Below are 23564 nucleotides of genomic sequence, written 5' to 3' on the forward strand. Positions count from 1 at the left end.
AGATGCATAATGCAAATTCATATTTTAACAGTCATAAAAAAACCACCCGAAGGTGGTTTTTCAGTCTTCAATAAAAATTATTGAATTGCGTAGATGCTGATTTCTACACGACGGTTTTGCTCACGACCTTCAGCAGTCGCGTTAGAGGCGATTGGGTTTGCTGAACCTTGACCTTGTGCATTAATACGTGTTGTAGAAACACCTTGGGATGCCAAGTAACTTGCTACAGATTGCGCACGCGCTTGAGACAGAGGAATGTTAATTGAATCATTACCTGTACTATCTGTATAACCTGTTACAAGAATACCGCTCTTGTTATCTTCAGTTAAGGTTTGCGCAACTTTGTTTAAAGTTGAATAGAAGTTCGGCTTGATGTTTGATTTGTTGGTATCAAAAGTAATGTTACCCGGCATGATTAAGCCTACAGAGCCATCTGGATTACGGTTAACTTCTACACCAGTCCCCGCCATTTGTTGGCGAAGTTTCTTCTCTTTGTTGTCAAGGTAAACACCAGTTGCGCCACCAAGTACAGCACCAATCGCTGCAGCACGGTTATTCTGACGACTCGTGTTTGCGTTTCCTTTAGAAACACCATAACCTGCAGCAGCACCAATTAAGGTCCCTAGAGCAGCTTTATCGTATTCTACACCGCCAATGTTATTACCAGTGCTTTGACAACCTGTAAGAACCATTGCCCCAACGACTGCGGAAATTGCTAGTGCACGCATCGCATGCCTCCTTCTTTGTGTGTTTTGTTTATAGAACGAATATTGTCGTAAAACGATGATCTAGACCATTGATTTTTTGTTAATAATAAAGCCTTTATTTACAATATGTAATAAAAAATTTCCTTTTCAAGACTTTCTTCGTCACAATTTCTACACAGTTAATGTTTGGTGCTTTTCTATTTGATCATCCCGTACTATATTGACCTTTAGAAAATAGAACGAGTTGCGAAACGCATTATATTTTAGGGTTTATTTTTATGTCATCGCCAAACCAAAAACAACCTTTATTAAAAAAAATCACCCGTGGTCTAACTGTTGGTTCAGTCATTACAGGCAGTACTTTTTTTCATGGCCCGCCAGTGCTCGCGCTTGGCCTGACCAAACTGTTTAAAAAATCAAAAAAAGTGGATGAGACCAATATTCAAATCACCAACAGCTGGCTGGCTGTGAACAATTATTTAATCGATCATGTCCTACCCAACACGAAATGGGACATTTCTGTCGATGATGGTCTTGAGCTGAGTATGCAGGGTCGTTACCTGATGACTTGCAACCATCAAAGTTGGGTCGACACCACGGTTAACCAATATTTTGGTTTAACCCGTATGCCCCTTACCCGCTTCTTTACCAAGTGGGAACTTATTTTTATTCCATTTGTCGGCCAAGCCTTTAAAATTCTAGGCTTCCCGATGATGAAGCGGCATAGTAAAGAACAAATTGCGAAAAACCCTGCGTTGAAAACACGCGATATGGAAGAGGCACGCAAATCTTGTGAACAACTGCTTAGCCAACCATTCACCCTGTTAAATTATTTGGAAGGCACGCGTTTTACACAAGAAAAACATGCACAGCAGCAGTCGCCTTACCAAAATTTACTTAAACCGAAAGCGGGTGGCTTGGCCTTAGCCTTAAGTATTTTAGGTAATGACATTGATGCCTTGGTAGATATGACCATTGTCTATCCCGACGGCGCACCTGGCTATAGCGAATTTTGGCTCGGGGAAGTCCCACGGATTGCGGTCAATTTACGTAAAATTGATATTCCTGCATGGGTACTCGCTGGAAACTATGAAGACGATGCAGACTTTCGTGAACAATTCCAACAGTGGGTCGATCAACTTTGGACTGAAAAAGACCAATTGATTGAAAAAATGAAAGCCAAATACTCAACGTCCAATTTAACCCAGTAAGGGTCTATGCATGATGCAGAATAACCAAGTCAAAAAGTCTAAATATCATCAGGTTGATCCACAAAGTTTGTATTTCAAACTGTTTTTGATCTATGACATTTTTATGGTGTTTCTCATCATTTTTAACTTGTTTTGTTTGTGTGCTAATTTTTTTATCATGAGCAATATTGGTGGATGGTTTTTTCATGCCATTCACCTAGAAAGTGTCTTAAGCTTCTATCGTGAGCATTTACATCCGTGGGTCATCACCACAGAAGCTTGGTTTATTCTGTTCTTGATTACTGAACTATTGGTGCGTTGGGGCATTGCGATCGTTTATCGACACCATCGTCGCTGGTTTTTCTTTCCCTTCATTCATTGGTACGAAATTTTAGCGATTATTCCTCATTTACGTTTTTTAAGATTATTTCGTGCAGGGGTGATTGCTTTTCGACTGCATGAATTAGGCTATAACGTGATTCCTGAGTCGATACAAGCCAAAGCCAAATTTTACTACCGTGTGGTAATGGAAGAACTCTCTGACCGCGTCGTGATTACCGTCTTGGATGGGGTGAAGCACGAATTAAATACCAGTTCGACCCATAAAAAAATTATCCATGACCTCGTCGATCATCATCGGGCTTTATTTGCACAAGCATTGGCTGAAATTTTACAAGAATCTCTCGCCACTGAACTGAAACAGCGACAGTATTTCATTGCCCAAAATGTCGGTCTGATTGTGAATCGTGCGATTGAAGATACCCCTGAACTCACCCAATTACTACGTTTAATACCAATTGTGGGGGGAAGAATTGAACAACAAATTCAAAGTATCGGACAAAGACTCGGTGAAAACATCACACAAGGTTTACTGGAACCAATGGTAACTGGAAATTCTGCACAGCCCAATGCTACCTATCGCTTGATAGCTGAAAAAGTCAGTGATTTAAAAATCGACAATCAGTCTTTGGAACAGTTGGTTGAGTCTGTTGTTTATGAAAGTTTGGATGCCATTCGCAAGCAAGTTAAGGTGAAACAGTGGTTAGAAGAGCTTGAAAAAGATGATCAAGCCAAAGAATAAGCATTAAGGTAAAAATATTACAAACGCAGCTAGTGCAATCCTTCATTTTGTTCTAGGATTTGCTCTATTTACAACATCACTTCTTTAGTAAAAAATAAATCTGAGAAGTCTTAAGGAAAAATTATGGCTGATATCCGGATAACTGGCAGAATGGTCAATGCGATTCGCATTACCCTTGATACCAATGATCATGATGCAATCCGACAGCAATTAAGTAAAACATTACAAAATGCATCGACTGCTGGAGCGTTAGTTGTTCTGGAAAGTAGCGTGGAGCAAGAGCTAATTTCCTTGATTCAATTATTGCTGGATCTGGATGTACAGCCGATGGCAGTACAAGAAGGAATTTTGGCTGAACAAGCCCGTGCCATTCAGTTCCCTGTGATTCCAGCACAAGGACATGGCATTAGCTCGCAACTTCAAGAAGTCAAAGCAACCAAAGAGCAAGTGGTTGAAGCTCCTGCTGCGACAGCTTCGACCAATGCACCAGTTGCGACAGCACCTGTCATTCGCCATGCAACTTCATACCATGACGAAATTTTACGTACGGGTCAGTGCTTGGTTCAAAATCAAGGCGATATCATTATTACCGCAGGTATTAACAGTGGCTCGGAAGTGATTGCTTCAGGAAATATACATATTTATGGTAGTGCTCGTGGTAGAGTCATTGCCGGCGCGGGCGGAAACAGCGCTGCACGCATCTTCTGTCATGCTTTAGAAGCTGAATTGGTTTCAATTGCAGGGACCTATTGTGTTGCAGATGATATTCCAGCGCAGCATTTAAAACGCCCAACACATATTTACTTAAATGATCAACAAGAGCTTGTATTTGAAGCGCTTGAATTTTAATGTATAAATAAACACCAAAAGCCCCAAATGATAAATAAGGGGATTTAAACCATAACAGGAGTGGATTCGGTGGCGAAAATTGTTGTCGTAACATCAGGCAAAGGTGGCGTAGGCAAAACTACGACAAGCGCATCTTTTGCAACAGGTTTAGCCCTACGTGGTCACAAAACTGTTGTGATCGATTTTGACGTAGGTTTACGTAACCTTGATTTGATCATGGGTTGTGAACGCCGCGTTGTGTATGATTTTGTCAATGTATTAAATAACGAAGCTCGATTACAACAAGCGCTTATCCGCGATAAAGATATCGAGAATTTATATATTTTACCTGCGTCGCAAACCCGTGATAAAGATGCCTTAACTGATGAAGGCGTAGCACGTGTCATGGATGAGTTGTCACAAGAGTTTGACTACATTATTTGTGACTCACCTGCAGGGATCGAACGCGGTGCAATTTTAGCAATGTACCATGCCGATGAAGCGATTATTGTGACCAACCCTGAAATTTCATCTGTACGTGACTCTGACCGTATCATTGGTATGCTCGACAGCAAAACCAAAAAAGTTGAAATGAATGAAGGTCGTATTCGTAAACACTTGTGTATCACACGCTTCAACCCTGAACGTGCGGATAAACAAGAAATGTTAACCATTGACGACATTTCTAAAGATATTTTACGTGTGCCAACTTTGGGAGTGATTCCTGAATGTAAGAGCGTTTTACAAGCATCGAACGAAGGTAAACCAGTGATTCTCTTTACTGAAGAATCAGCAGGCCAGGCCTATGATGACCTTGTGGCACGTTTCTTAGGTGAAGAACGTCCTTACCGTCATATTACGGTGAAGCCTAAAGGCTGGTTAGCACGACTATTTGGAGCGTAGACATGGCAGGATTTTGGAGTAAGCTTTTTAGTAATGATGAAAAACCGTCTAGTGCTCAAACAGCAAAAGATCGTTTGAAAGTCATCGTAGCGTCTGAAAGTGGTTTAGGTAAACGTCTTAGCCAAGACAAAATCGACCAAATGAAGAAAGAAATCATGCAAGTGGTGAATCGCTATGTTCGTGGTGTAGATGAACAGCACATTCAAATGGCTGTACGTTCTGAAGCGAATATTGAAATGCTTGAAATGAATATCAATTTGCCTGAAGAACGTTAATCTGATTTTTGATTAGTCAAGCAAATTGAATCAAGGCAGAATATGCGCAGACACAAGAAAGTATTTTCTATGTCTCCCATATTTTGCCTTTTTTAATGATTAAACCAGCAAGGAGATTGCTATGGCATTATCTCAGCCAGCAACGTTCAATGAAGAATGGTCAGATGAGCGTGTATTTGCCTACTTAACTCAGCTTCCTCCTGAAGGTGTGAATGGCGATTTTCATGTGTTGTACCATGCATTTAAACACATGCGCCCAAGTGATTATGAGCGACTGCTCACCCAATTTAAAACGGATGGTCGCGACATTAATGCCACCAATCCAGAAGGTCAGCGTATCCATGACGTGATTGCCGCTTATCCACGTCAAGCAGCTCCCTTCTTAGAGGTTTTGGCTAAATTCGCCTAAACCTAGATCTGCTTAATGCGCATGATCTACAAATGCCAGTTCATTCCTAGGAGACTGGCATTTTTTATGACTGTAAAAACCACATCCAAAGTGGAAAAGTCAAACCGAAACACAAAGTTTGCAAACTAATGATTGCTGCCATGAGTTGACTGTCCCCTTGAAAATATTTGGTCAGGACATAGGCTGCTGAAGCCGTTGGGAGCGAGAAGAATACCACTACAATCATGGTTTCAAATGTTGCTAAACCAAATAAAAGACAGCCTACATAGGCTAAAATAGGCACCAAGATTAAACGCCCAAAGGTATTCAGAATCAGCGCTCGGCCAGCATATTTTAGCGCATTAAACTGTAGTGCTGCGCCCACACACAATAGCCCAAGTGGGAGACTCATCCCTACTACCAGCTTTAAAGATTGGCTGATGCTCTCGGGCAAATGCATACCTGAAAAATTAAAAATAATCCCGACAAGACAGGCCAGAATCAGCGGATTTTTCGCAACCGACCACGCAATATTTTTATAAGACAGTCCCTGCCCTTGAGAAAAACCAAGTACGGACAGTACATTCACCAAAGGAATGACAAAGGCAATAATCATGGCAAAGACTTGCATCCCCGCAGCACCAAAAATCAAAGCCATACTGGTCAAACCAATATAAGTATTAAAGCGAATATGACTCTGTAAATAGACGCCAAATTGCGCCACAGGTGTACCATACACCGCTTTTAATACCCACAGCACGACACTCATCAGCAAGGTCACAGTAAAGACCACAGCAAGCGCTGGCAGGACTTGCCCGACATTAAAATGAACGGTGGCTAGACTACTGAACAGCAAAACAGGAAACAAAATCCAATAATTCAGTCTTTCAGCGCCTTGCCAAAATTCCACCGTTAAAAAGCGATACCGCTTTAATACATACCCCATGGCAATGAGTACTACCAATGGAATTAATGCATCAATAATTTGCATGACTGGATGCCTAAACTGAATGATTAAGAAAAAGCCTGCAATCCGCAGGCTTTCCTTTTAAACTAAAATTTCTCGCTTACCGTTCGCACCTTGCGCACTCACGATCCCATTTTCTTCCATTTGGTCGACAATCCGCGCGGCACGGTTATAGCCCAAACTAAACTTACGTTGTAGCGAGGACACCGAAACCTTGCGTGTTTCCAATACAAAGGATACGCACTGGTCATAAAGTGCATCACGGTTTGGATCGCCATCACCATCTTCAAAGCCACGAGAACTTGGCTCTTCATCAAATGGCGTTAAGATTTCATCAACATAATTTGGCGAGCCACGTTCACGCCAAGCATCACAGATGCGGTTCACTTCATCATCGGCAATAAAGGCACCATGTACACGTTCAGGTTCAATTTTACCCGGGCCTAAGAACAACATATCACCATGACCCAGTAAGTCTTCCGCCCCACCAGCATCCAAAATCGTGCGTGAGTCAATTTTTGAGTTCACGCGTAAAGCCACACGTGTTGGGATATTGGCTTTAATCAGACCCGTAATTACATCGACCGATGGACGCTGCGTTGCAAGTAACAAGTGAATGCCTGCGGCACGTGACTTTTGTGCCAAACGGGTAATCATTTCTTCAGCTTTCTTACCGACCTGCATAATCATATCGGCAAACTCGTCCGCCACAATCACAATCGATGGTAATGGGGTCAAACGTGGTGCACGCTCACCGACAACCGAATCACTTGCTTTCCAGGTCGGATCAATCAGCTCTTCGCCATTGGCAATCGCTTCTTCCACTTTACGGTTATAGTCCGCTAGCTTACGAATTTTTAAGAAAGACATCAGCTTATAGCGACGTTCCATTTCATTCACACACCAGTTCAATGCACTGACCGCATCTTTCATATCAGTCACAACTGGGGTGAGCAAATGTGGAATATCGTTATAGTTAGCAAGTTCTAACTGTTTCGGGTCAATCAAAATTAAACGTAACTCATTCGGCGTATATTTCAACAACATCGATAAAATCATCGAGTTCACTGCCACCGATTTACCTGAACCTGTGGTGCCTGCAACCAGCATATGCGGGGCTTTACCTAAGTCAGCAATGACAGGATTCCCGGAAATATCTTTGCCCATTGCCATCGAAAGAATGCTATTCGGATCGGTAAAAGCAGGAATGGTCAACAACTCGATTAAACGCACCATTTCACGTGTGCTATTCGGCACTTCAATCCCGATATACGGTTTACCCGGAATGACTTCAACTACACGTACAGATGCCATGGACATTGAACGCGCAAGGTCACGGGAAATATTGGTCACTTTAGAGGCTTTCACGCCCGGTGCTAAATCCAATTCAAAACGAGTTACTACAGGCCCTGGCTGCGCTTCGACCACTTTGGCTTTGACATTGAACTCTTGTAGTTTAATTTCAAGTAATTCAGATAAACGCGCTAACTGTTCAGCAGTGAAATTGACTTTTTTATTGACGTCAACTTCATCCAGTAAGTCTAATCCTGGCAGCGGTGATAAATCACGACGACGTTCTGCTACTTGCATGGACAACGACATTGGACGGCCTGATGCATCCGTCAGTGGCGCATCAAAATCGAAGTCTTCTTCTTGCGGTTTTCCAGCAGTGTCCTGCCATGCTTCAATAAACGCTTCTTTGGACAAAACTTCTTTGGCTACAGCCACTGTAGCACTTGTGCTTACGGTATTGTGATGCTGAATAGGTGCTTGTACAAAAGCAGATGACTGCGCATAGCTACTGCTGGTCCGTACATCTGAAGCAGCAACTTTCTGCTCCGACCAATCTTCAGCAAGGAATTCGTCTAAATCATCCAACTCATCGAGCTGTGCTTTTGCAATTCCACTCGGCGCTGGTTGTAATGCAACGGGACTTGCAGCAGCACTTAAAGTTGCAACCTCGGCTACCGCAATTGGATCTTCAACCACATGTAAATGAGACACAGTTTCAGGCGTATTGAAGGGGCTGTGAACATCCGTTGCTGTTTTACCATTGGGTACGGCAGCAAGCAGCTCGTCAAAGATTTCATCATCATCCCAATCAACATTTTTCTTCTGTGCAGGGGCATCGTCTTGGAAATAATGAGGATCAGCAATTGGGGTTGTATGATCTTGAACCCCTGCTTGAAAATGTTGTTCTGGGCTAAATGGGCGATCTTCTTCGGCAGCACGAAGTAAAGCATCAATATCATTTTTATGACGTTGATCTTCACCTGAGTTTAATGCACGCCACACTTCCCCTGTCGCTACCACGCGCTGACTGTCTTGTTCTAATTGGTGCGCTTTTTCTATAGTCCGCTCAAGCTCTACCTCATCATCCACATCCACCTGTTGTTCTTGAACACGTTGCTCTTTGGCCACCATGTCATTAAACAAATGCTCTGCTGAATAGTCGCGCTGAGGTGCTTTAACTGATGCCTCTTGCACGGCTACTGGCGCCTCGACCAATTCCGTTGCTTCAATACCCTTTTTCGGTGCCGTTGCAATCACTTCTTTTTTGACGCTTGGCGTCGTACGATCAAAGGCAGACTCGCTTTCAGGTACGTTGCGGTAAAATAAATCTTGTAAATATGCAGGAGTTGCTTTGAGGGTCGCGAAAGTACGGTTCCATTTGATACCGAAAGCCAAGGTCAATAAGACCACGGTAAACACGACCAAAAATAAGGTTGCACCGTAAATGGTTAAAATCTGCGACAAACTTTGTCCCAGTTCATAACCAATAATGCCGCCAGAGGCATTGTCTAAAGTGTCCGCTGGAACTTTCCAAAACAAGAACAGTAAGCTGGCGGTTGCAAGCAAAATAAAGAATTGTGCAGCATAACGAAATGGGCGGTTTAAAAAACTATGCGGCCACCAGACTTGAATGGCTTCAATGAACAAAAACACAGGAATAAGTAGACTTGCCCAGCCTAAAAAACCGAACAGTAAGTCAGCAATCCACGCCCCAGCAACGCCACTGGCATTCGAGACTTGCAAGGTATCACTTGATATATGCATCCAGCCCGGATCAAATGGGGTATAGGTCACGGTAGCAAGGAACAAATAAATGCCAAACGAGACTAAAAATAATGTCATTAATAAGCGCTGTGCATAAGCACCCGACACCTCAGTCATATACTGTCCTGTAACAAATTCTTCATTAATGTTTTTGTTCGAAACCTAAAGCAAAAGTTTCACAATAAACGTCATATTATGCACCTCTTCTTTATAAAAAGATGCACTATTCTTAAATGCTTTATGTATAGCGAGCAGATGATTTTTCCACTTTTTCCCGCTCTACACCGCATATTTCTTCTATATAGCTCAAATCGATTTGATTGATCAATAATATCGACATTGAACTCACACAACTGTTATAGAGTTTCACGTATAATTCCACAAATTTCTAAATAAAAAAAGGATTCTACGTATGAGCGCTCGTCACTCACGTTTGATTATTCTCGGTTCAGGCCCTGCGGGTTACAGCGCTGCGGTATATGCTGCGCGTGCCAACTTAAAGCCTACATTGATTGCGGGTATCCAACTCGGTGGTCAGCTAACGACAACGACTGAAGTGGATAACTGGCCAGGTGACCCTGAAGGCTTAACAGGTCCTGCACTGATGGAACGTATGCAAGCGCATGCTGAACGCTTTGGTACTGAAATCATCTACGATCATATCAATGAAGTCGATCTTTCTGTACGTCCCTTTGTACTCAAAGGTGACATGGATGAGTTCACTTGTGATGCACTGATTATTGCCACAGGTGCAACCGCTCAGTACTTAGGTCTTGAGTCTGAAGCTGCTTTTATGGGCCAAGGCGTGAGCGCATGTGCAACCTGTGATGGTTTCTTCTATAAAAACCAAAAAGTCATGGTTGTGGGTGGCGGTAATACTGCCGTTGAAGAAGCACTATATTTGTCTAACATTGCATCGCATGTGACTTTGGTTCACCGTCGTGATTCATTGCGTTCTGAAAAGATCCTTCAAGATCATTTATTTGAAAAGGAAAAAGAAGGCAAAATCAGCATCATTTGGAATCACCAAGTGGATGAGGTTTTAGGTGACAACACGGGTGTAACCGCAGTTCGCTTAAAATCAACTCAAGACGAATCTACACAAGATATTGATGTCCAAGGTTTGTTTGTTGCAATTGGCCACAAACCAAACAGCGCAATGTTTGATGGTCAATTGAACTTACGTGATGGCTATATCCAAGTTCAAAGCGGTACATCTGGTAATGCCACAGCTGCTTCTGTCGCTGGAGTATTCGCAGCAGGTGACATTGCTGATAGTGTTTATCGTCAAGCGATCACTTCAGCAGGTTCTGGCTGTATGGCTGCGCTAGATGCAGAAAAATATTTGGATGCTTTAGGCGAATAATCTAAGCCTTGAAAAAGACCGCCTTCCATAGGCGGTTTTTTTATGTATGATCTTAAAGTCATTTTTTATCATGTATACACACCACTATGCAGCAGTTACCGCCTTCTGAGTATATCTTTCCCGATCCGCTTGAAGTTGACCCCGAAGGTGAAGGCTTAATTTGTATCGGTGCAGACCTCTCCCCTTCTACCCTGTTTGAAGCCTACACCCATGGTTTATTTCCATGGTTCTCAACAGGTGAGCCCATTTGCTGGTGGTGCCCCGAGCCACGTTGCATCATACGTCCGCAGGATTATCAGCCCAGCAAAACCCTCATTCGTAGCATGAAAAAGCAGGATTATCGCATCACCATCAATCAAGCTTTTGAACGGGTGATCCGTGCCTGCTCACTACCACGTAGCTACGCTGATGACACGTGGATCAGCGAAGACATTATAGATGGCTACTGTGCAATGTTTGATGCTGGTTATGGCTATAGCGTTGAAGTTTGGGATCAAACACGCTTGGTTGGTGGATTATACGGCGTCAGCATTGGACATGGCTGTTTTGGGGAGTCCATGTTCAGCACCGAAACGGATGTCTCAAAAATGGCATTTTATACGCTGATGTTGATTGGACGTGAAAATAAGCTACCTTGGATCGACTGCCAATTGGTCAATGATCATCTTTTAAGCCTTGGTGCTTGTACACTTTCTCGGCAAACCTACTTAAAATCGTTACAAGATGTTGTAAATCAACCCGCTATCGATTGGAAAATGTATCAGGAGGGTGTATTTTCAAGTAAAACAATAGCGCAAAATGCGCGACTGACTGAATAAAGAATAATAGAGGGATTTATCATGAATTCGTATCACCCGAAGTCCCTACTGAATGATTTACAGTATTACATCACGCCGCCACATGACTGCAGCTATTTAGAAAAAAAGTCAGCTCGGATGGTGTTTCTCGATCCAGCGCATCGTATTGATGTCGTCACGCTGTCCGAACTTTCTCGCGTAGGTTTTCGCCGGAGTGGTGATTTTGTCTACCGCCCAGAGTGTCATCTGTGTCGACAGTGCCTATCTAGCCGCGTACCTGTACGCGAATTTAAAATGAATAGCAGTCAAAAAAAAGCATGGAAACGCAATCAAGACCTCACTTTAAAAATTACCCGCACTGCGGATGCCACCAAAAAGCATTATGATTTATACGAGCGTTATATCTTTAAACGCCATGCCGATGGAGACATGTTCCCACCTAGTCGCGATCAGTTTGATAAATTCCTCGTGCATAGCTGTACCGAGAGCTTTTTCTTAGAACTGTGGAAAGAAGACCAGCTCATCTGTGTTTCGACCTGTGATCCTCTAGATGATGGTTTATCTGCGGTTTATACGTTTTTTGATCCCGATGAAAACAAACGCTCACTGGGGACTTTCGCCATTTTAAAACAAATCGAGCTCGCCAAAGCACGCACTTTGCAGTTTGTTTATTTGGGCTATTGGGTGCCGCACTCAGAAAAAATGAACTACAAATCGCAGTATTTACCGCTAGAGTTGCTGATTGATGGTCAGTGGCGCAGACTCAATCATAGTCTGAGCAGCGAGGAAGTGCAGCAACTGGGAAACTCCTTAATGACCACCCTACCTTCGGGGTGGAATAACGCCATTATTAAATAATGGCGTCACACAGAAGCTCAACTGTTCTCTTATTTAAATAACTCGGAAAAGTCATCACTACACGATTTCACCATAATAATGGCATGCTCACGACCACCATCTGGTTTAGGATAATAATTTTTACGCAAATCAATTTGATGAAAACCGGACTTTTCATACAAGGCAATGGCTGCTTGATTGCTCTCACGGACTTCTAAAAATACCTGTAGCGGGTTGTTTTTGAGTTGTGCCAGTGACGCATCTAATAGCTGATACCCCAACCCTTTACCTTGCTGGCTTGGATGAATGGCCATCAACAATAAATTGGCCTCATCAAGAACGGGCTGGAGGATACAAAAGCCTACCACCTGTCCTGCCTGTTCAATCACGGTACTGTGATAAGACTGCATGGACTCTTGGAACTGTTGTAGGCTCCAAGGATGGGTTTGAACTAAATTTTCAATCTGCGCAACTTGGCTTAAGTCCGCAGCTTGCATTAAACGAATCATCTTCGTTTATCTTTCTAAAATGTGGATGTCACAGTATAAAAAATTTGTGCTAAAAACCGTACAAAAAAAAGAGCGATTTACATCGCTCAAAGAGCCAAAACTGCTTAAAAACCTAATTTTAGCTTCCACTTCTCAAGTAAAGCGTCGGTGTCGTGATGATTAGGATGAAAACCCAGTTTAAAGTACATAATCATTTCACGTGCCATCCCTGTAATAATTCCTTTCGATGGACTATATGCATAGGTATAAATATCCTTCAGCGCAGCCCTGTTCAGTTGTTTATCTTGCTGTAATAAACGAAATACAAAATACGACTGCACGCAGAATAAAATAGCCATGGCTGCAACCAGTGATCCCGTTCGTAGTAGATAGGATTTGATTCCCTTTCCAAAAACTCCCTCAAACACATCATAAGCCACAGCTTTGTGCTCATTTTCTTCAATGGCATGCCATAACTACATGGTTTTCATGGTTTCATCGCTCATTAGCTCTTGAATGTGATTATTGACCAACAACTGAGAGGCAATGGTTGCAGTAAAATGTTCCAGCGCGGTGGTTGCTGTTAAATCCACCATCTCTTGAGTAATACCCACAGGCTTGCCGAGAAAAGCAAACACTTTACGTGTGGTTTGAATTGCACGGTCGGTATAGCGGTCAAGTGTCGCAACATCGTGCCCATACTTTTGCGCAGACACATTAAAACCTTCATGTTCTTGCGTATGCATCGCTTCTTGACCAATAAAGGCTGAAATCTCTTTTTGTAATTCGGCATTGTCTTTAATCGAGGGATGCTGTCTGACCGCACGAACACTATCGATAAAAAACATTTCACCTGCTGGAAAGAGTGCTGACAGCGCAGTCATAAAATGGGTCAGTCCAGCTGAACCATTCATCCAATATTCAGGTACGCTTTCAAACTCAAAGTTCATCCGACGTACAGGGAAACTCGCGCCCGTACGGTTGGTGATTTTTACCTTTGCATTCATCTTTCTGCTCCTATGAATATCCTAAAGACATCCACTGCTTATAGTTGTTTTCGTCTTTTTATCTTACGTGATTGGGCTCCGCCCATAAGTGCAGTTAGGGTCAGCAAAATATCAGTTTAGGACAGTTTTCAGGGTGGATTGTTAGACAATTTAGTGTGCGTAATGTTCTACGCTATTTTTAGGATGAACACTAAAGCATGCTGTATCTTGCCCGAGAATAATTACTTGCTTAGTAAAATGAATAGATAAAAAAAGCGCCCCAAAGGAGCGCTTTTTTCACACAATCAGATGATTATGCAGTTACTTTAGCAACTACACCAGCACCAACTGTACGACCACCTTCACGGATCGCAAAACGTAGACCTGGGTCCATTGCGATTGGGTGGATTAATTCTACTGACATTTCTACGTTGTCACCAGGCATAACCATTTCAACGCCATCTTGTAATTTGATCGCGCCAGTTACGTCAGTTGTACGGAAGTAGAACTGTGGACGGTAACCGTTAAGGAATGGAGTGTGACGACCACCTTCTTCTTTAGAAAGTACGTATACTTCTGCATCGAATTTAGTGTGCGGCTTGATTGTACCTGGTTTAGCAAGTACTTGACCACGTTGTACGTCTTCACGCTTAGTACCACGTAAAAGAACACCACAGTTCTCGCCCGCACGGCCTTCGTCTAGAAGTTTACGGAACATTTCTACGCCAGTAACTGTAGTTACTTGAGTATCACGGATACCAACGATTTCAACTGATTCGCCTACTTTCACAATACCAGTTTCTACACGGCCAGTTACTACTGTACCACGACCAGAAATAGAGAATACGTCTTCGATTGGCATTAAGAATGCTTGGTCGATTGCACGTACTGGCTCTGGAATGTAAGTGTCAAGCGCGTCAACAAGCGCAACAACTGCTTCTTCGCCATACTGACCAGCGTCACCGTTAAGTGCAAGAAGAGCTGAACCACGGATAACTGGAGTGTCATCACCTGGGAAGTCATAAGTAGAAAGAAGTTCACGAACTTCCATTTCTACTAATTCAAGAAGTTCTTCATCATCAACAAGGTCACACTTGTTAAGGAATACAAGAATGTAAGGTACACCAACCTGACGAGAAAGAAGGATGTGTTCACGAGTCTGTGGCATTGGACCATCAGTCGCAGCACATACAAGGATCGCGCCGTCCATCTGAGCAGCACCAGTAATCATGTTTTTAACATAATCGGCGTGGCCCGGGCAGTCTACGTGTGCGTAGTGACGAGTTGGAGAATCGTATTCTACGTGTGAAGTATTAATTGTAATACCACGTGCTTTTTCTTCTGGTGCAGAGTCAATTGCAGCGTAGTCTTTCGCTTCGCCACCGAATTTCTTCGCACATACAGTTGCAATTGCAGCTGTTAAAGTTGTTTTACCATGGTCAACGTGACCGATTGTGCCCACGTTAACGTGTGGCTTATTACGTTCAAACTTAGCCTTAGCCATGAGATCTTCCTTTTTAAACTACTCATGCAGGATCACTGCATGAGCACTTGGTTTTTAACTATGAATTAGTTTGGGCTTATAGTAATCGAAAGATTACTCGTCGTCACCTTTTTTACCGCCAGACTGGAATTTAGAAATGATGCCTTCAGCCACGTTACGTGGAGTTTCAGCATATTTAGCAAATTCCATAGAGTATGTTGCACGGCCTTGAGACATAGAACGCATTTGAGTCGCGTAACCAAACATCTCTGCAAGTGGAACTTCAGCTTTAATTGCTTTAGTACCGCCAGGCAAGTCATCCATACCTTGAACCATACCACGACGACGGTTTAAGTCACCCATGATATCGCCCATGTAGTCTTCTGGAGTTTCTACTTCAACTTTCATGATCGGTTCAAGCAAGATAGGATCTGCTTTCATGAAACCGTCACGGAATGCGTAAGAACCTGCCATTTTGAACGATAATTCGTCCGAATCGACATCGTGGTAAGAACCGTCAAACAATGTAGCTTTGATGCCAACAACTGGGTAACCAGCAAGGACACCATTCTTCATACGCTCTTGGATACCTTTATCCACAGCACCGAAGAATTCTTTAGGAACTACACCACCAACAACTTCTTCAACGAATTCGTAATCTTTTTCTGATTCAGGATCCATTGGCTCTAAACGTACGTATACGTGACCAAATTTACCTTTACCACCAGTTTGACGTACGAATTTACCTTCTTGTTCAACTGTCTTCTTGATCGTTTCACGGTAAGAAACCATTGGTTTACCAATGTTTGCTTCAACACCGAATTCACGCTTCATACGGTCAACAATGATGTCAAGGTGAAGTTCACCCATACCAGCAATAATTGTTTGACCTGACTCTTCGTCAGTACGAACGCGGAATGATGGATCTTCCTTAGCCAAACGACCTAAAGCAATTGACATTTTTTCTTGGTCAGCTTTAGTTTTTGGTTCAACAGCCAATGCAATTACTGGCTCTGGGAATTCCATACGCTCAAGTGTGATGACATTTTTCTCATCACAAAGTGTATCACCCGTAGTTACGTCTTTAAGACCTACACACGCAGCGATATCACCCGCACGAATTTCTTCAACGTCTTGACGATCGTTCGCGTGCATTTGCACGATACGGCCGATACGTTCACGTTTAGATTTAACTGGGTTATAAACAGAATCACCTTGTTTAAGAACACCAGAGTAAACACGTACGAAAGTTAAGTTACCTACGAATTTGTCGTTCATGATTTTGAACGCAAGCGCAGAGAACGGAGCTTCGTCAGATGCTTCACGAATCGCTTTAGTTTCAGCTTTGTCGTCAAGAACACCTTCAATCGCTTTAACTTCTGTAGGCGACGGTAAGAATTCAATTACTGCGTCCAACATACGTTGAACACCTTTGTTTTTGAACGCTGTACCACAAAGCATTGGTTGAATTTGACAAGCCAAAGTTTGAACACGTAGACCAGCAATGATATCTTCTTTAGATAGTTCGCCTTCTTCTAGGTATTTGTCCATTAGCTCTTCAGAAGCTTCAGCAGCAGCTTCAACCATGTTTGTACGCCATTCTTCAGCAGTAGCTAGAAGTTCAGCCGGGATTTCACCGTATTCGAACTGCATACCTTGTGAAGCTTCATCCCAAATGATCGCTTTCATTTCGATCAAGTCGATTACGCCTTGGAAGTTTTCTTCAGCGCCAACAGGGATTACTACAGGTACAGGAGCTGCACCTAAACGTGTCTTCATTTGTTCAACAACACGGAAGAAGTTTGCACCAGTACGGTCCATCTTGTTCACGAATGCTAAACGAGGCACTTGGTATTTGTTCGCTTGACGCCATACAGTTTCAGACTGAGGTTGTACACCACCTACAGCACAGTAAACCATACACGCACCATCAAGAACACGCATAGAACGTTCAACTTCAATTGTGAAGTCAACGTGTCCCGGTGTATCAATTACGTTGATACGGTGTTCAGGGAACTGTTTAGACATACCTGACCAGAATGTAGTCGTAGCAGCAGAAGTAATGGTAATACCACGTTCTTGCTCTTGCTCCATCCAGTCCATTGTTGCTGCACCGTCGTGTACTTCACCAATTTTGTGAGATACACCTGTGTAGAACAAAATACGTTCTGTAGTTGTGGTTTTACCCGCATCAATATGCGCAGAAATACCAATGTTACGATAACGAGAAATTGGGGTTTGACGAGCCATGATTTCTTGCATTCCTAAATTTTGTTGTTTAAAACAGGCGCTTTAAGCTGACGAACAGCTTAAAGCGATTCGATGACAGTTTGGCGTAAGCCAAGCTATCACCCTCCTGAATAGGGGCTGTTTTAGTCGCTTAGAAGCGGTAGTGAGAGAATGCTTTGTTGGCTTCAGCCATACGATGCACGTCATCACGTTTTTTAACCGCTGCGCCTTTACCTTCAGCTGCATCAAGCAACTCACCAGCAAGACGTAAAGCCATAGTTTTTTCAGAACGCTTAGCAGCAGCATCTACTAACCAACGCATAGCTAGAGCAGTACGACGGGATGGGCGTACTTCCATAGGTACTTGATAAGTAGCACCACCAACACGGCGTGCTTTTACTTCAACCATAGGACGAACTTTTTCAAGAGTAGTCTCGAAAAATTCAACTGGGTCTACTTTGTTTTTTTCTTGAACGCGGTCTAAAGCACCGTAAACGATACTTTCAGCAATAGATTTTTTACCATCTTGCATTACGTGGTTCATGAATTTAGCGATTGTTTGGCTGCTGAACTTAGGATCCGGAAGGATTTCACGAGCAGCAACTACGCGACGTCTTGGCATTTTAAACTACCTATATATATGACACTTCAGGTTAATCCAGCCGTAGCACAAAGTGTCATGTGCTTTCGCTGGCCTTACTACACGTCGCTTGAATTTCACAAAATTAATGCAGAAATCAGACAAGCGAGACGATAAAGGATTGCAGTTCTAGCGAACTAAGAGGTTAATCTCGAAAGATTATTTCTTAGGACGTTTAGTACCGTATTTAGAACGAGACTGGTTACGATCTTTCACACCAGCACAGTCTAAAGAACCACGAACGGTATGGTAACGTACACCTGGTAAGTCTTTAACACGACCACCACGGATAAGAACAACACTGTGCTCTTGTAGGTTGTGGCCTTCACCACCGATGTAGCTAGAAACTTCAAAGCCAGAAGTTAAACGCACACGGCAAACTTTACGCATTGCTGAGTTAGGTTTTTTAGGTGTAGTTGTGTAAACACGTGTACAAACACCACGACGTTGTGGACAAGCCTTCAACGCAGGAACTTTAGATTTTTCAACTAAAGTCGTACGACCCTTACGGATCAACTGATTTGTTGTTGCCATTTGGCAATTCTCCCGTTAATAAAAAACCCAAAAAAAGACGACTTTTTGAGGGCATGCAATTGTAAGCTAAGACGTAAAAATGGTCAACATTTCAAACTACATGTAATGTTGACCAAATCAGGGCTTTTACAAATTTCTATCTATTTTAAAGGGTTTATTTTTTACTTGGCGCATTTCGTCTTTTTGTAACCTTTTTTTCAGTCGGCTCTACCGCAGGTTTCGCGGCGAGTTCTGAAGCCTTATTGGGTTCATTTTCCGTAAAAGACTCATTATTGTTCTGTGTGGTCTCTTCAACCTCATCCATTGGATATAAATCTGCAAGATCTTCTTCCACTTGTAGGGCGGGTTGCTGCGGTGCGACAGCATCATGAGGTTCAACCATTTGATCTGCGAGCTGTTCCAGCCCTTGTTGAACACGCTCTTCGGTTGCGACAGGCTCTGTGACTTTGTCGGACTTTTTCTGAACTTTTACTTTAGCAATACTTTGATGACCATTTAACTCTACTTCAGCTCCAAGCTTTAAATCTGAGCTATCGGTGTCTGATGTACTGCGCTGTGACAGCAGTCGTGGTGAGGCTTTCACCAAAAGCTCAAGTGAGCGTTCATATGCTGTTAAAGCACTCAGGCTAGTATCTTTTTGTTGGATGATATACTGGCGGGCTTCTGAAAAAACCAGTTGTGCTTTTTGGTGTACATCATCAACAAGGCGCCAACTATAAGCTGCACTCACCCCTGCACTGGCAATTGGTGTGAGTTTTGCTAACTTATTCAGTAGCGATAGGTTAACAATCGACTGTCCCCATTTCAGCTGACCATCGGCATTGGTCAACCATTTCTTTAAGGCTTCAATATCATTGCTTGAACCTAAAAGCTGTTGTAACTGAGAGACATCATGGGTTTGCAAGGTAATTGAAATGGCTTTTATCGCCATCAACAAAGTTTGTTTTTCCGCAATCAGCCCAAGATCAATCTGTTTAAAAATAAACTGAACGATGTCTTGATCGGACTCTTTAGTTAAGTCAAAGCCATAAGAACGTCCCACTTGGTAAATCATACGTAACGACATCACCAAGGAAGCAGGGACATCTACGGTTGAGCCCACAAAGCCCGTTGCTCCAGTCAGTGCACCTTGCAAGATAGCAATAATTTTATTTTGTTCGGACAGTGCCTGACTAATCCGTTTTGAACGGTCGACATCTTGGGTCAGCATTTCTAAATCACGCACGCCCGCTTCATCTAAAACGGCATCGACCGAGCTCATACTCGAGCTAAATTGATTGAGCTGGCTAAAAAAATAATCTGCGGCTTTATCGGAAAGTTGTGGCGACACAAAATGTGCCACTCGATTTGCGTTGACATAATGACGTCCTAATAAATGACGTGATACTGTCGGCAGATGGTCTCTTAAGACTTGCTGCGGGTGTTCATAACGCTTATTTTTCGATTTTGTTTTTGTACTCGCACTATCACCAGTTATAGCATTGGTCAGTGCTGAGGCCGTATCTGGGCTTACTTGGTTTAATATGTTTAAACCTGTATGGCTGAGCTTTTTAGCCACTCCGAAGGCATTTGTAAAGAAACCACTGCGCTGTTTATTGTTTGAATCCGCCATTCCGTACCCCGTACTTTATAATCTTTCATTTCTAGCTAAATACTAGGTGTAGTACGCATTTATCTCAATAAGAATATGTGTCTTTTAGTAAAGTTGAAATGCCCTGCTCCCGATTTTAAGACAAGTCAAATTGGCATAGGATTTGCCATAAGAATTAAAAATTCTTTCTGCTATTATGATCTGCATTGAAAACATAAGAGTTGCAATTGGCTTAGAAATAAATTGTTGATTCATCTTTAAGCGCAACTCTGCAAAACCACCATATAAGGGATCTTTAAATGAAACGTGTAGTAATCACTGGCATGGGTATCAACTCATGTATCGGTAATACTTTGGAAGAAGTTACTCATGCATTACAAAACGGGATTTCTGGGACACGTTTTAACCCAACCTATGCTGAACTCAATTTTAAAAGCCATATCAGCGCTGCTGCTGAACAAGACTTTGATGGCATCGACCGTAAGCTAAAACGCTTTATGGGTGTTTGTGCCATGTATGCATACAATGCTGCGGTTGCTGCGGTTGAAAATGCAGGCTTAACAGCAGAGCAAATTGGTGGCAATCCACGCTATGGTATCGCGGGTGGTTCAGGTGGTGGTTCAACTGCATCTGTAGTTGAAATGAAAGAATTGTTAGACACCAAAGGCGCACGTAAAGTTGGTCCGTTCTTCGTACCTCGTAATATGTCGAACACAATTACGGCAAACGTTGGCGTTGCTTTTAAAATGCAAGGTGTTGCACACACCATTACCAGCGCATGCGCAACGTCTGCTGATGCAATTGGTTATGCCTATAACCTGATTCAATTGGGCAAGCAAGACCTCATGCTTGCAGGTGGCGGTGAAGAAGATCACTGGTCTCAAAGCTTGTTATTTGATGCGATGGGTGCACTGTGCTCAAAATACAATGACACACCAGAAACAGCGTCTCGTCCTTACTCTGCTGACCGTGACGGTTTCGTGATTGCTGGCGGTGGCGGTTTTGTAGTGCTTGAGTCTTTAGAACATGCGCAAGCACGTGGTGCCAACATTTTGGCTGAAGTTGTGGGCTATGCGGCAAACAGTGATGGTGCAGACATGGTTGCGCCATCGGGTGAAGGTGCGACACGTTGTGTACTGATGGCACTTGAAGAAGCAAAACAACACGGCGTAGACAAAATTGACTATGTGAATACGCATGGTACGTCGACGCCTGCCGGTGACATCACTGAATTAAAAGCAATGGAACGTGCATTTGGCGAAGATCAAGTTCCTCCACTCAGCTCAACCAAGTCAATGACAGGTCATAGCTTAGGTGCAGCGGGCGTACAAGAAGCAATCTACTCGGTCCTAATGATGCAAAATGATTTTATTGCACCCAACATCAACGTGACTGAACTGGATGAAGGCGCAAAACCATTTGATATCGTGCTTGAAAAACGTGACGCAAAATTGAATACTGTGATGAGTAACAGTTTCGGTTTTGGCGGCGTAAATGCATGTCTCATTTTCAAAAAGTGGGAAGGCTAAGCCGCCCATTTTAGGGTGACTTGATGGATGCTCCTTCTGATGCTTTTTTGTGGGTAAAAGCATTACATATTATTGCCGTGGTGTGTTGGTTCGCTGCATTGTTCTACTTACCACGGCTCTATGTTTACCATGCCATGAGTGATGATGCCGTCAGTCATCAACGTTTTGAGGTCATGGAACGTAAGTTGTACCGTGGCATTATGTGGCCGTCGATGATTGCAACACTGATCACGGCACATTTCTTGGTGGATTGGGGTGATGCAATGCGCCACTACCATGAAGCCCTGTGGTTCTACCTCAAAGTCGGTTTGGTTGGACTGTTGGTGATTTACCACTTTGTTTGCGGTTATTACCGCAAGAAATTGATTGGTAACGCCCACTACAAGTCACACAAGTTCTGGCGCTTCTTTAATGAAATGCCGACCCTCATTTTATTTGCTGTGGTGATTTTAGTCGTGGTGAAACCGACATTTTAAAATCCCACACTTAAAAAGCCCCGATTGATTTGGGGCTTTTTAATATCTATAAATAAATCAACAGTACAACTCAAGATCCGCGCTACGAGCGCATCCAAGATTGACGAATTTTTAAATTGAGCGGGGTTGAGTAATATTTCTCAATCGCCCAACTCAAAATAAACACCGCGATAAAATAAATAGGCAACAACATCAACTTTTCAGCCGCTAAAGTGTCTTTTGGGAAATACACCACTTTCATTAAGCCGAGAACAATCAAATGAAACAAATACATTTCATAGCTACGCTGTCCAATCCAGACCAAACTGCGGGCCGTGGATGAGGTAGGTTTAACTTTCGGGTCTTGGGTAAAACAAAAGATGAGTATCGCCGTAAGTAAAGCAAATACGCTGATGCCCCAAGTACTCACCTCTTTGATGGGTGCATAAAAATATAAAGCGGTCATCAGCAACACTGTCACAGCAACAATTACTTTTGGATTGTAAATAGCAGCTTTAAAATGTTGCGCATACATTGCGGTGAGGCAGCCAATGGCAATTCCATCGAAACTAGAAAAATAGTGATACAGATAAGCGCCGCTTTCCTCGCCAAAATGGAGGGCACGAAAATATGGTGCATACGCGATGACAGCGAACAAAAAAACAATAAAGCCTTTGCCTCGACCAAACCCTAAACACAGGACAGGAAATGCTAAATAGAAAACTTCTTCAACCGATAAAGACCACAATACGCCCAAGGCATAGTTCACCCAGCCGTATTCAATAATCAATAGATTCATCCAGAAACTCAAAGCTGAAAGAACAGTCACAGCATAGGACACCTCTACACCATTGGGCGACTGATTGATAAAGGGTTGCAATCCTAAACTTCCGAGCACACTGACCATCGCGACCAATAACACCAGACACGGCATGATTCGGGCAATACGACGGATATAAAAATCTTTCAGCTTAATCTGAGCCAAAGATCCACTACGCTGTAAAGTATGTTGGGTAATCAAAAAACCTGAAATGACAAAAAACATGGTCACACCATAGTTGCCATTTCTTGCAATCAAGGTACTTAAGTTCTCACTCCCAATGGGGATGCCGAGAAAGGTATCGTGTAATTTATACGGAATATTGAAATGGTGAATCAGCACCAATAGGATGGACATGCCACGCAGGATGTCAATTTTATAATTACGCATAAATCATTATTAAAATTTTAAAG

21 protein-coding genes and 1 pseudogene are annotated in these 23564 nt (G+C 42.8%); 11 read left to right on the top strand and 11 right to left on the bottom strand.

The features are described from left to right. Window positions 1-77 precede the first annotated feature (77 nt). Window positions 78-728 (bottom strand): YiaD family glycine zipper/OmpA-like lipoprotein, encoded by a 651-nt coding sequence (locus AC4MDD_RS14135; RefSeq protein ID WP_078389445.1) that lies wholly within the window; start codon window positions 726-728, stop codon window positions 78-80. A gap of 257 nt (window positions 729-985) precedes the next feature. Here AC4MDD_RS14135 and yihG point away from each other — a divergent pair, with 257 nt between their 5' ends. From yihG to AC4MDD_RS14165, 6 genes are all read left to right on the top strand, one after another. After that, window positions 986-1918, top strand: a complete 933-nt coding sequence (yihG, locus tag AC4MDD_RS14140; RefSeq protein ID WP_491881907.1) for a 1-acylglycerol-3-phosphate O-acyltransferase, YihG family — start codon at window positions 986-988, stop codon at window positions 1916-1918. 10 nt (window positions 1919-1928) lie between these two features. After that, window positions 1929-2978 carry a preprotein translocase subunit SecA gene (locus tag AC4MDD_RS14145; RefSeq protein WP_410487254.1) on the top strand — a complete coding sequence of 350 codons (1050 nt, stop codon included), beginning with the start codon at window positions 1929-1931 and terminating at the stop codon, window positions 2976-2978. Between the two features lie 123 nt (window positions 2979-3101). After that, window positions 3102-3827 carry a septum site-determining protein MinC gene (gene minC / locus AC4MDD_RS14150; RefSeq protein ID WP_148826645.1) on the top strand — a complete coding sequence of 242 codons (726 nt, stop codon included), beginning with the start codon at window positions 3102-3104 and terminating at the stop codon, window positions 3825-3827. 69 nt (window positions 3828-3896) lie between these two features. Next, a complete protein-coding gene (gene minD / locus AC4MDD_RS14155) occupies window positions 3897-4709 on the top strand; it encodes a septum site-determining protein MinD (RefSeq protein ID WP_004694902.1) in 813 nt (270 codons plus the stop codon). A 2-nt stretch (window positions 4710-4711) separates the two neighbouring features. Further along, window positions 4712-4984 carry a cell division topological specificity factor MinE gene (gene minE / locus AC4MDD_RS14160; protein ID WP_004694905.1) on the top strand — a complete coding sequence of 91 codons (273 nt, stop codon included), beginning with the start codon at window positions 4712-4714 and terminating at the stop codon, window positions 4982-4984. A 121-nt stretch (window positions 4985-5105) separates the two neighbouring features. Continuing rightward, a complete protein-coding gene (locus AC4MDD_RS14165) occupies window positions 5106-5393 on the top strand; it encodes a PA4642 family protein (RefSeq protein WP_004694907.1) in 288 nt (95 codons plus the stop codon). Between the two features lie 64 nt (window positions 5394-5457). On the opposite strand, the gene AC4MDD_RS14170 is transcribed toward AC4MDD_RS14165, so the two are convergent. Continuing rightward, window positions 5458-6363: an AEC family transporter gene (locus AC4MDD_RS14170; protein WP_078389441.1), complete on the bottom strand. Its 906-nt coding sequence runs from the start codon at window positions 6361-6363 to the stop codon at window positions 5458-5460. A 57-nt stretch (window positions 6364-6420) separates the two neighbouring features. Then, window positions 6421-9513, bottom strand: a complete 3093-nt coding sequence (locus tag AC4MDD_RS14175) for a DNA translocase FtsK (RefSeq protein WP_491881908.1) — start codon at window positions 9511-9513, stop codon at window positions 6421-6423. Between the two features lie 295 nt (window positions 9514-9808). On the opposite strand from AC4MDD_RS14175, the gene trxB reads away from it, so the two are divergent. The 3 genes from trxB to AC4MDD_RS14190 all read left to right on the top strand — a co-directional run bounded on the left by trxB (window position 9809) and on the right by AC4MDD_RS14190 (window position 12417). Beyond that, a complete protein-coding gene (trxB, locus tag AC4MDD_RS14180; RefSeq protein ID WP_004694912.1) occupies window positions 9809-10762 on the top strand; it encodes a thioredoxin-disulfide reductase in 954 nt (317 codons plus the stop codon). An 86-nt stretch (window positions 10763-10848) separates the two neighbouring features. Continuing rightward, window positions 10849-11580, top strand: a complete 732-nt coding sequence (gene aat / locus AC4MDD_RS14185; protein ID WP_491881909.1) for a leucyl/phenylalanyl-tRNA--protein transferase — start codon at window positions 10849-10851, stop codon at window positions 11578-11580. Between the two features lie 21 nt (window positions 11581-11601). Continuing rightward, window positions 11602-12417 carry an arginyltransferase gene (locus AC4MDD_RS14190; RefSeq protein ID WP_491881910.1) on the top strand — a complete coding sequence of 272 codons (816 nt, stop codon included), beginning with the start codon at window positions 11602-11604 and terminating at the stop codon, window positions 12415-12417. A 29-nt stretch (window positions 12418-12446) separates the two neighbouring features. Here the strand turns inward: AC4MDD_RS14190 and rimI are convergent, their stop codons facing one another. From rimI to AC4MDD_RS14225, 7 genes and pseudogenes are all read right to left on the bottom strand, one after another. Then, window positions 12447-12905, bottom strand: coding sequence for a ribosomal protein S18-alanine N-acetyltransferase (gene rimI, locus AC4MDD_RS14195; protein WP_279733745.1), 459 nt, complete (start codon window positions 12903-12905; stop codon window positions 12447-12449). A 104-nt stretch (window positions 12906-13009) separates the two neighbouring features. Beyond that, a pseudogene (locus tag AC4MDD_RS14200) lies at window positions 13010-13891 on the bottom strand (metal-dependent hydrolase). 292 nt (window positions 13892-14183) lie between these two features. Then, a complete protein-coding gene (gene tuf, locus AC4MDD_RS14205; protein ID WP_004694925.1) occupies window positions 14184-15374 on the bottom strand; it encodes an elongation factor Tu in 1191 nt (396 codons plus the stop codon). Between the two features lie 93 nt (window positions 15375-15467). Continuing rightward, entirely contained in the window at window positions 15468-17603 is a 2136-nt protein-coding gene (fusA, locus tag AC4MDD_RS14210; RefSeq protein WP_491881911.1) for an elongation factor G, read from the bottom strand. A 130-nt stretch (window positions 17604-17733) separates the two neighbouring features. Continuing rightward, the gene (gene rpsG / locus AC4MDD_RS14215) at window positions 17734-18204 is read right to left on the bottom strand and encodes a 30S ribosomal protein S7 (RefSeq protein ID WP_004694929.1); all 471 of its coding nucleotides are present in this window, start codon (window positions 18202-18204) and stop codon (window positions 17734-17736) included. Between the two features lie 177 nt (window positions 18205-18381). Beyond that, window positions 18382-18756 (bottom strand): 30S ribosomal protein S12, encoded by a 375-nt coding sequence (rpsL, locus tag AC4MDD_RS14220; protein WP_002050319.1) that lies wholly within the window; start codon window positions 18754-18756, stop codon window positions 18382-18384. A gap of 154 nt (window positions 18757-18910) precedes the next feature. Then, window positions 18911-20368, bottom strand: a complete 1458-nt coding sequence (locus AC4MDD_RS14225) for an EcsC family protein (RefSeq protein ID WP_491881912.1) — start codon at window positions 20366-20368, stop codon at window positions 18911-18913. A gap of 278 nt (window positions 20369-20646) precedes the next feature. On the opposite strand from AC4MDD_RS14225, the gene AC4MDD_RS14230 reads away from it, so the two are divergent. Together AC4MDD_RS14230 and hemJ are read left to right on the top strand one after the other, a co-directional pair. Further along, entirely contained in the window at window positions 20647-21876 is a 1230-nt protein-coding gene (locus tag AC4MDD_RS14230; RefSeq protein ID WP_491881913.1) for a beta-ketoacyl synthase N-terminal-like domain-containing protein, read from the top strand. Between the two features lie 23 nt (window positions 21877-21899). Continuing rightward, the gene (gene hemJ / locus AC4MDD_RS14235) at window positions 21900-22352 is read left to right on the top strand and encodes a protoporphyrinogen oxidase HemJ (protein ID WP_151836669.1); all 453 of its coding nucleotides are present in this window, start codon (window positions 21900-21902) and stop codon (window positions 22350-22352) included. 82 nt (window positions 22353-22434) lie between these two features. On the opposite strand, the gene AC4MDD_RS14240 is transcribed toward hemJ, so the two are convergent. Continuing rightward, complete coding sequence (locus tag AC4MDD_RS14240; protein ID WP_491881914.1) at window positions 22435-23541, bottom strand: acyltransferase family protein; 1107 nt, start codon at window positions 23539-23541, stop codon at window positions 22435-22437. Window positions 23542-23564 lie beyond the last annotated feature (23 nt).

This window comes from Acinetobacter sp. CAU_H_29a_1 (assembly GCF_058599505.1).

What these genes read in the sequence shown, in the direction of transcription:
- AC4MDD_RS14240 (WP_491881914.1), bottom strand. Translation starts at nt 23,541, where the DNA reads ATGCGTAATTATAAAATTGACATCCTGCGTGGCATGTCCATCCTATTG.
- AC4MDD_RS14190 (WP_491881910.1), top strand. Translation starts at nt 11,602, where the DNA reads ATGAATTCGTATCACCCGAAGTCCCTACTGAATGATTTACAGTATTAC.
- rpsG (WP_004694929.1), bottom strand. Translation starts at nt 18,204, where the DNA reads ATGCCAAGACGTCGCGTAGTTGCTGCTCGTGAAATCCTTCCGGATCCT.
- AC4MDD_RS14145 (WP_410487254.1), top strand. Translation starts at nt 1,929, where the DNA reads ATGATGCAGAATAACCAAGTCAAAAAGTCTAAATATCATCAGGTTGAT.
- AC4MDD_RS14175 (WP_491881908.1), bottom strand. Translation starts at nt 9,513, where the DNA reads ATGACTGAGGTGTCGGGTGCTTATGCACAGCGCTTATTAATGACATTA.
- hemJ (WP_151836669.1), top strand. Translation starts at nt 21,900, where the DNA reads ATGGATGCTCCTTCTGATGCTTTTTTGTGGGTAAAAGCATTACATATT.
- AC4MDD_RS14225 (WP_491881912.1), bottom strand. Translation starts at nt 20,368, where the DNA reads ATGGCGGATTCAAACAATAAACAGCGCAGTGGTTTCTTTACAAATGCC.
- fusA (WP_491881911.1), bottom strand. Translation starts at nt 17,603, where the DNA reads ATGGCTCGTCAAACCCCAATTTCTCGTTATCGTAACATTGGTATTTCT.
- minC (WP_148826645.1), top strand. Translation starts at nt 3,102, where the DNA reads ATGGCTGATATCCGGATAACTGGCAGAATGGTCAATGCGATTCGCATT.
- rimI (WP_279733745.1), bottom strand. Translation starts at nt 12,905, where the DNA reads ATGATTCGTTTAATGCAAGCTGCGGACTTAAGCCAAGTTGCGCAGATT.
- minE (WP_004694905.1), top strand. Translation starts at nt 4,712, where the DNA reads ATGGCAGGATTTTGGAGTAAGCTTTTTAGTAATGATGAAAAACCGTCT.
- AC4MDD_RS14230 (WP_491881913.1), top strand. Translation starts at nt 20,647, where the DNA reads ATGAAACGTGTAGTAATCACTGGCATGGGTATCAACTCATGTATCGGT.
- AC4MDD_RS14135 (WP_078389445.1), bottom strand. Translation starts at nt 728, where the DNA reads ATGCGTGCACTAGCAATTTCCGCAGTCGTTGGGGCAATGGTTCTTACA.
- tuf (WP_004694925.1), bottom strand. Translation starts at nt 15,374, where the DNA reads ATGGCTAAGGCTAAGTTTGAACGTAATAAGCCACACGTTAACGTGGGC.
- AC4MDD_RS14165 (WP_004694907.1), top strand. Translation starts at nt 5,106, where the DNA reads ATGGCATTATCTCAGCCAGCAACGTTCAATGAAGAATGGTCAGATGAG.
- trxB (WP_004694912.1), top strand. Translation starts at nt 9,809, where the DNA reads ATGAGCGCTCGTCACTCACGTTTGATTATTCTCGGTTCAGGCCCTGCG.
- aat (WP_491881909.1), top strand. Translation starts at nt 10,849, where the DNA reads ATGCAGCAGTTACCGCCTTCTGAGTATATCTTTCCCGATCCGCTTGAA.
- rpsL (WP_002050319.1), bottom strand. Translation starts at nt 18,756, where the DNA reads ATGGCAACAACAAATCAGTTGATCCGTAAGGGTCGTACGACTTTAGTT.
- yihG (WP_491881907.1), top strand. Translation starts at nt 986, where the DNA reads ATGTCATCGCCAAACCAAAAACAACCTTTATTAAAAAAAATCACCCGT.
- AC4MDD_RS14170 (WP_078389441.1), bottom strand. Translation starts at nt 6,363, where the DNA reads ATGCAAATTATTGATGCATTAATTCCATTGGTAGTACTCATTGCCATG.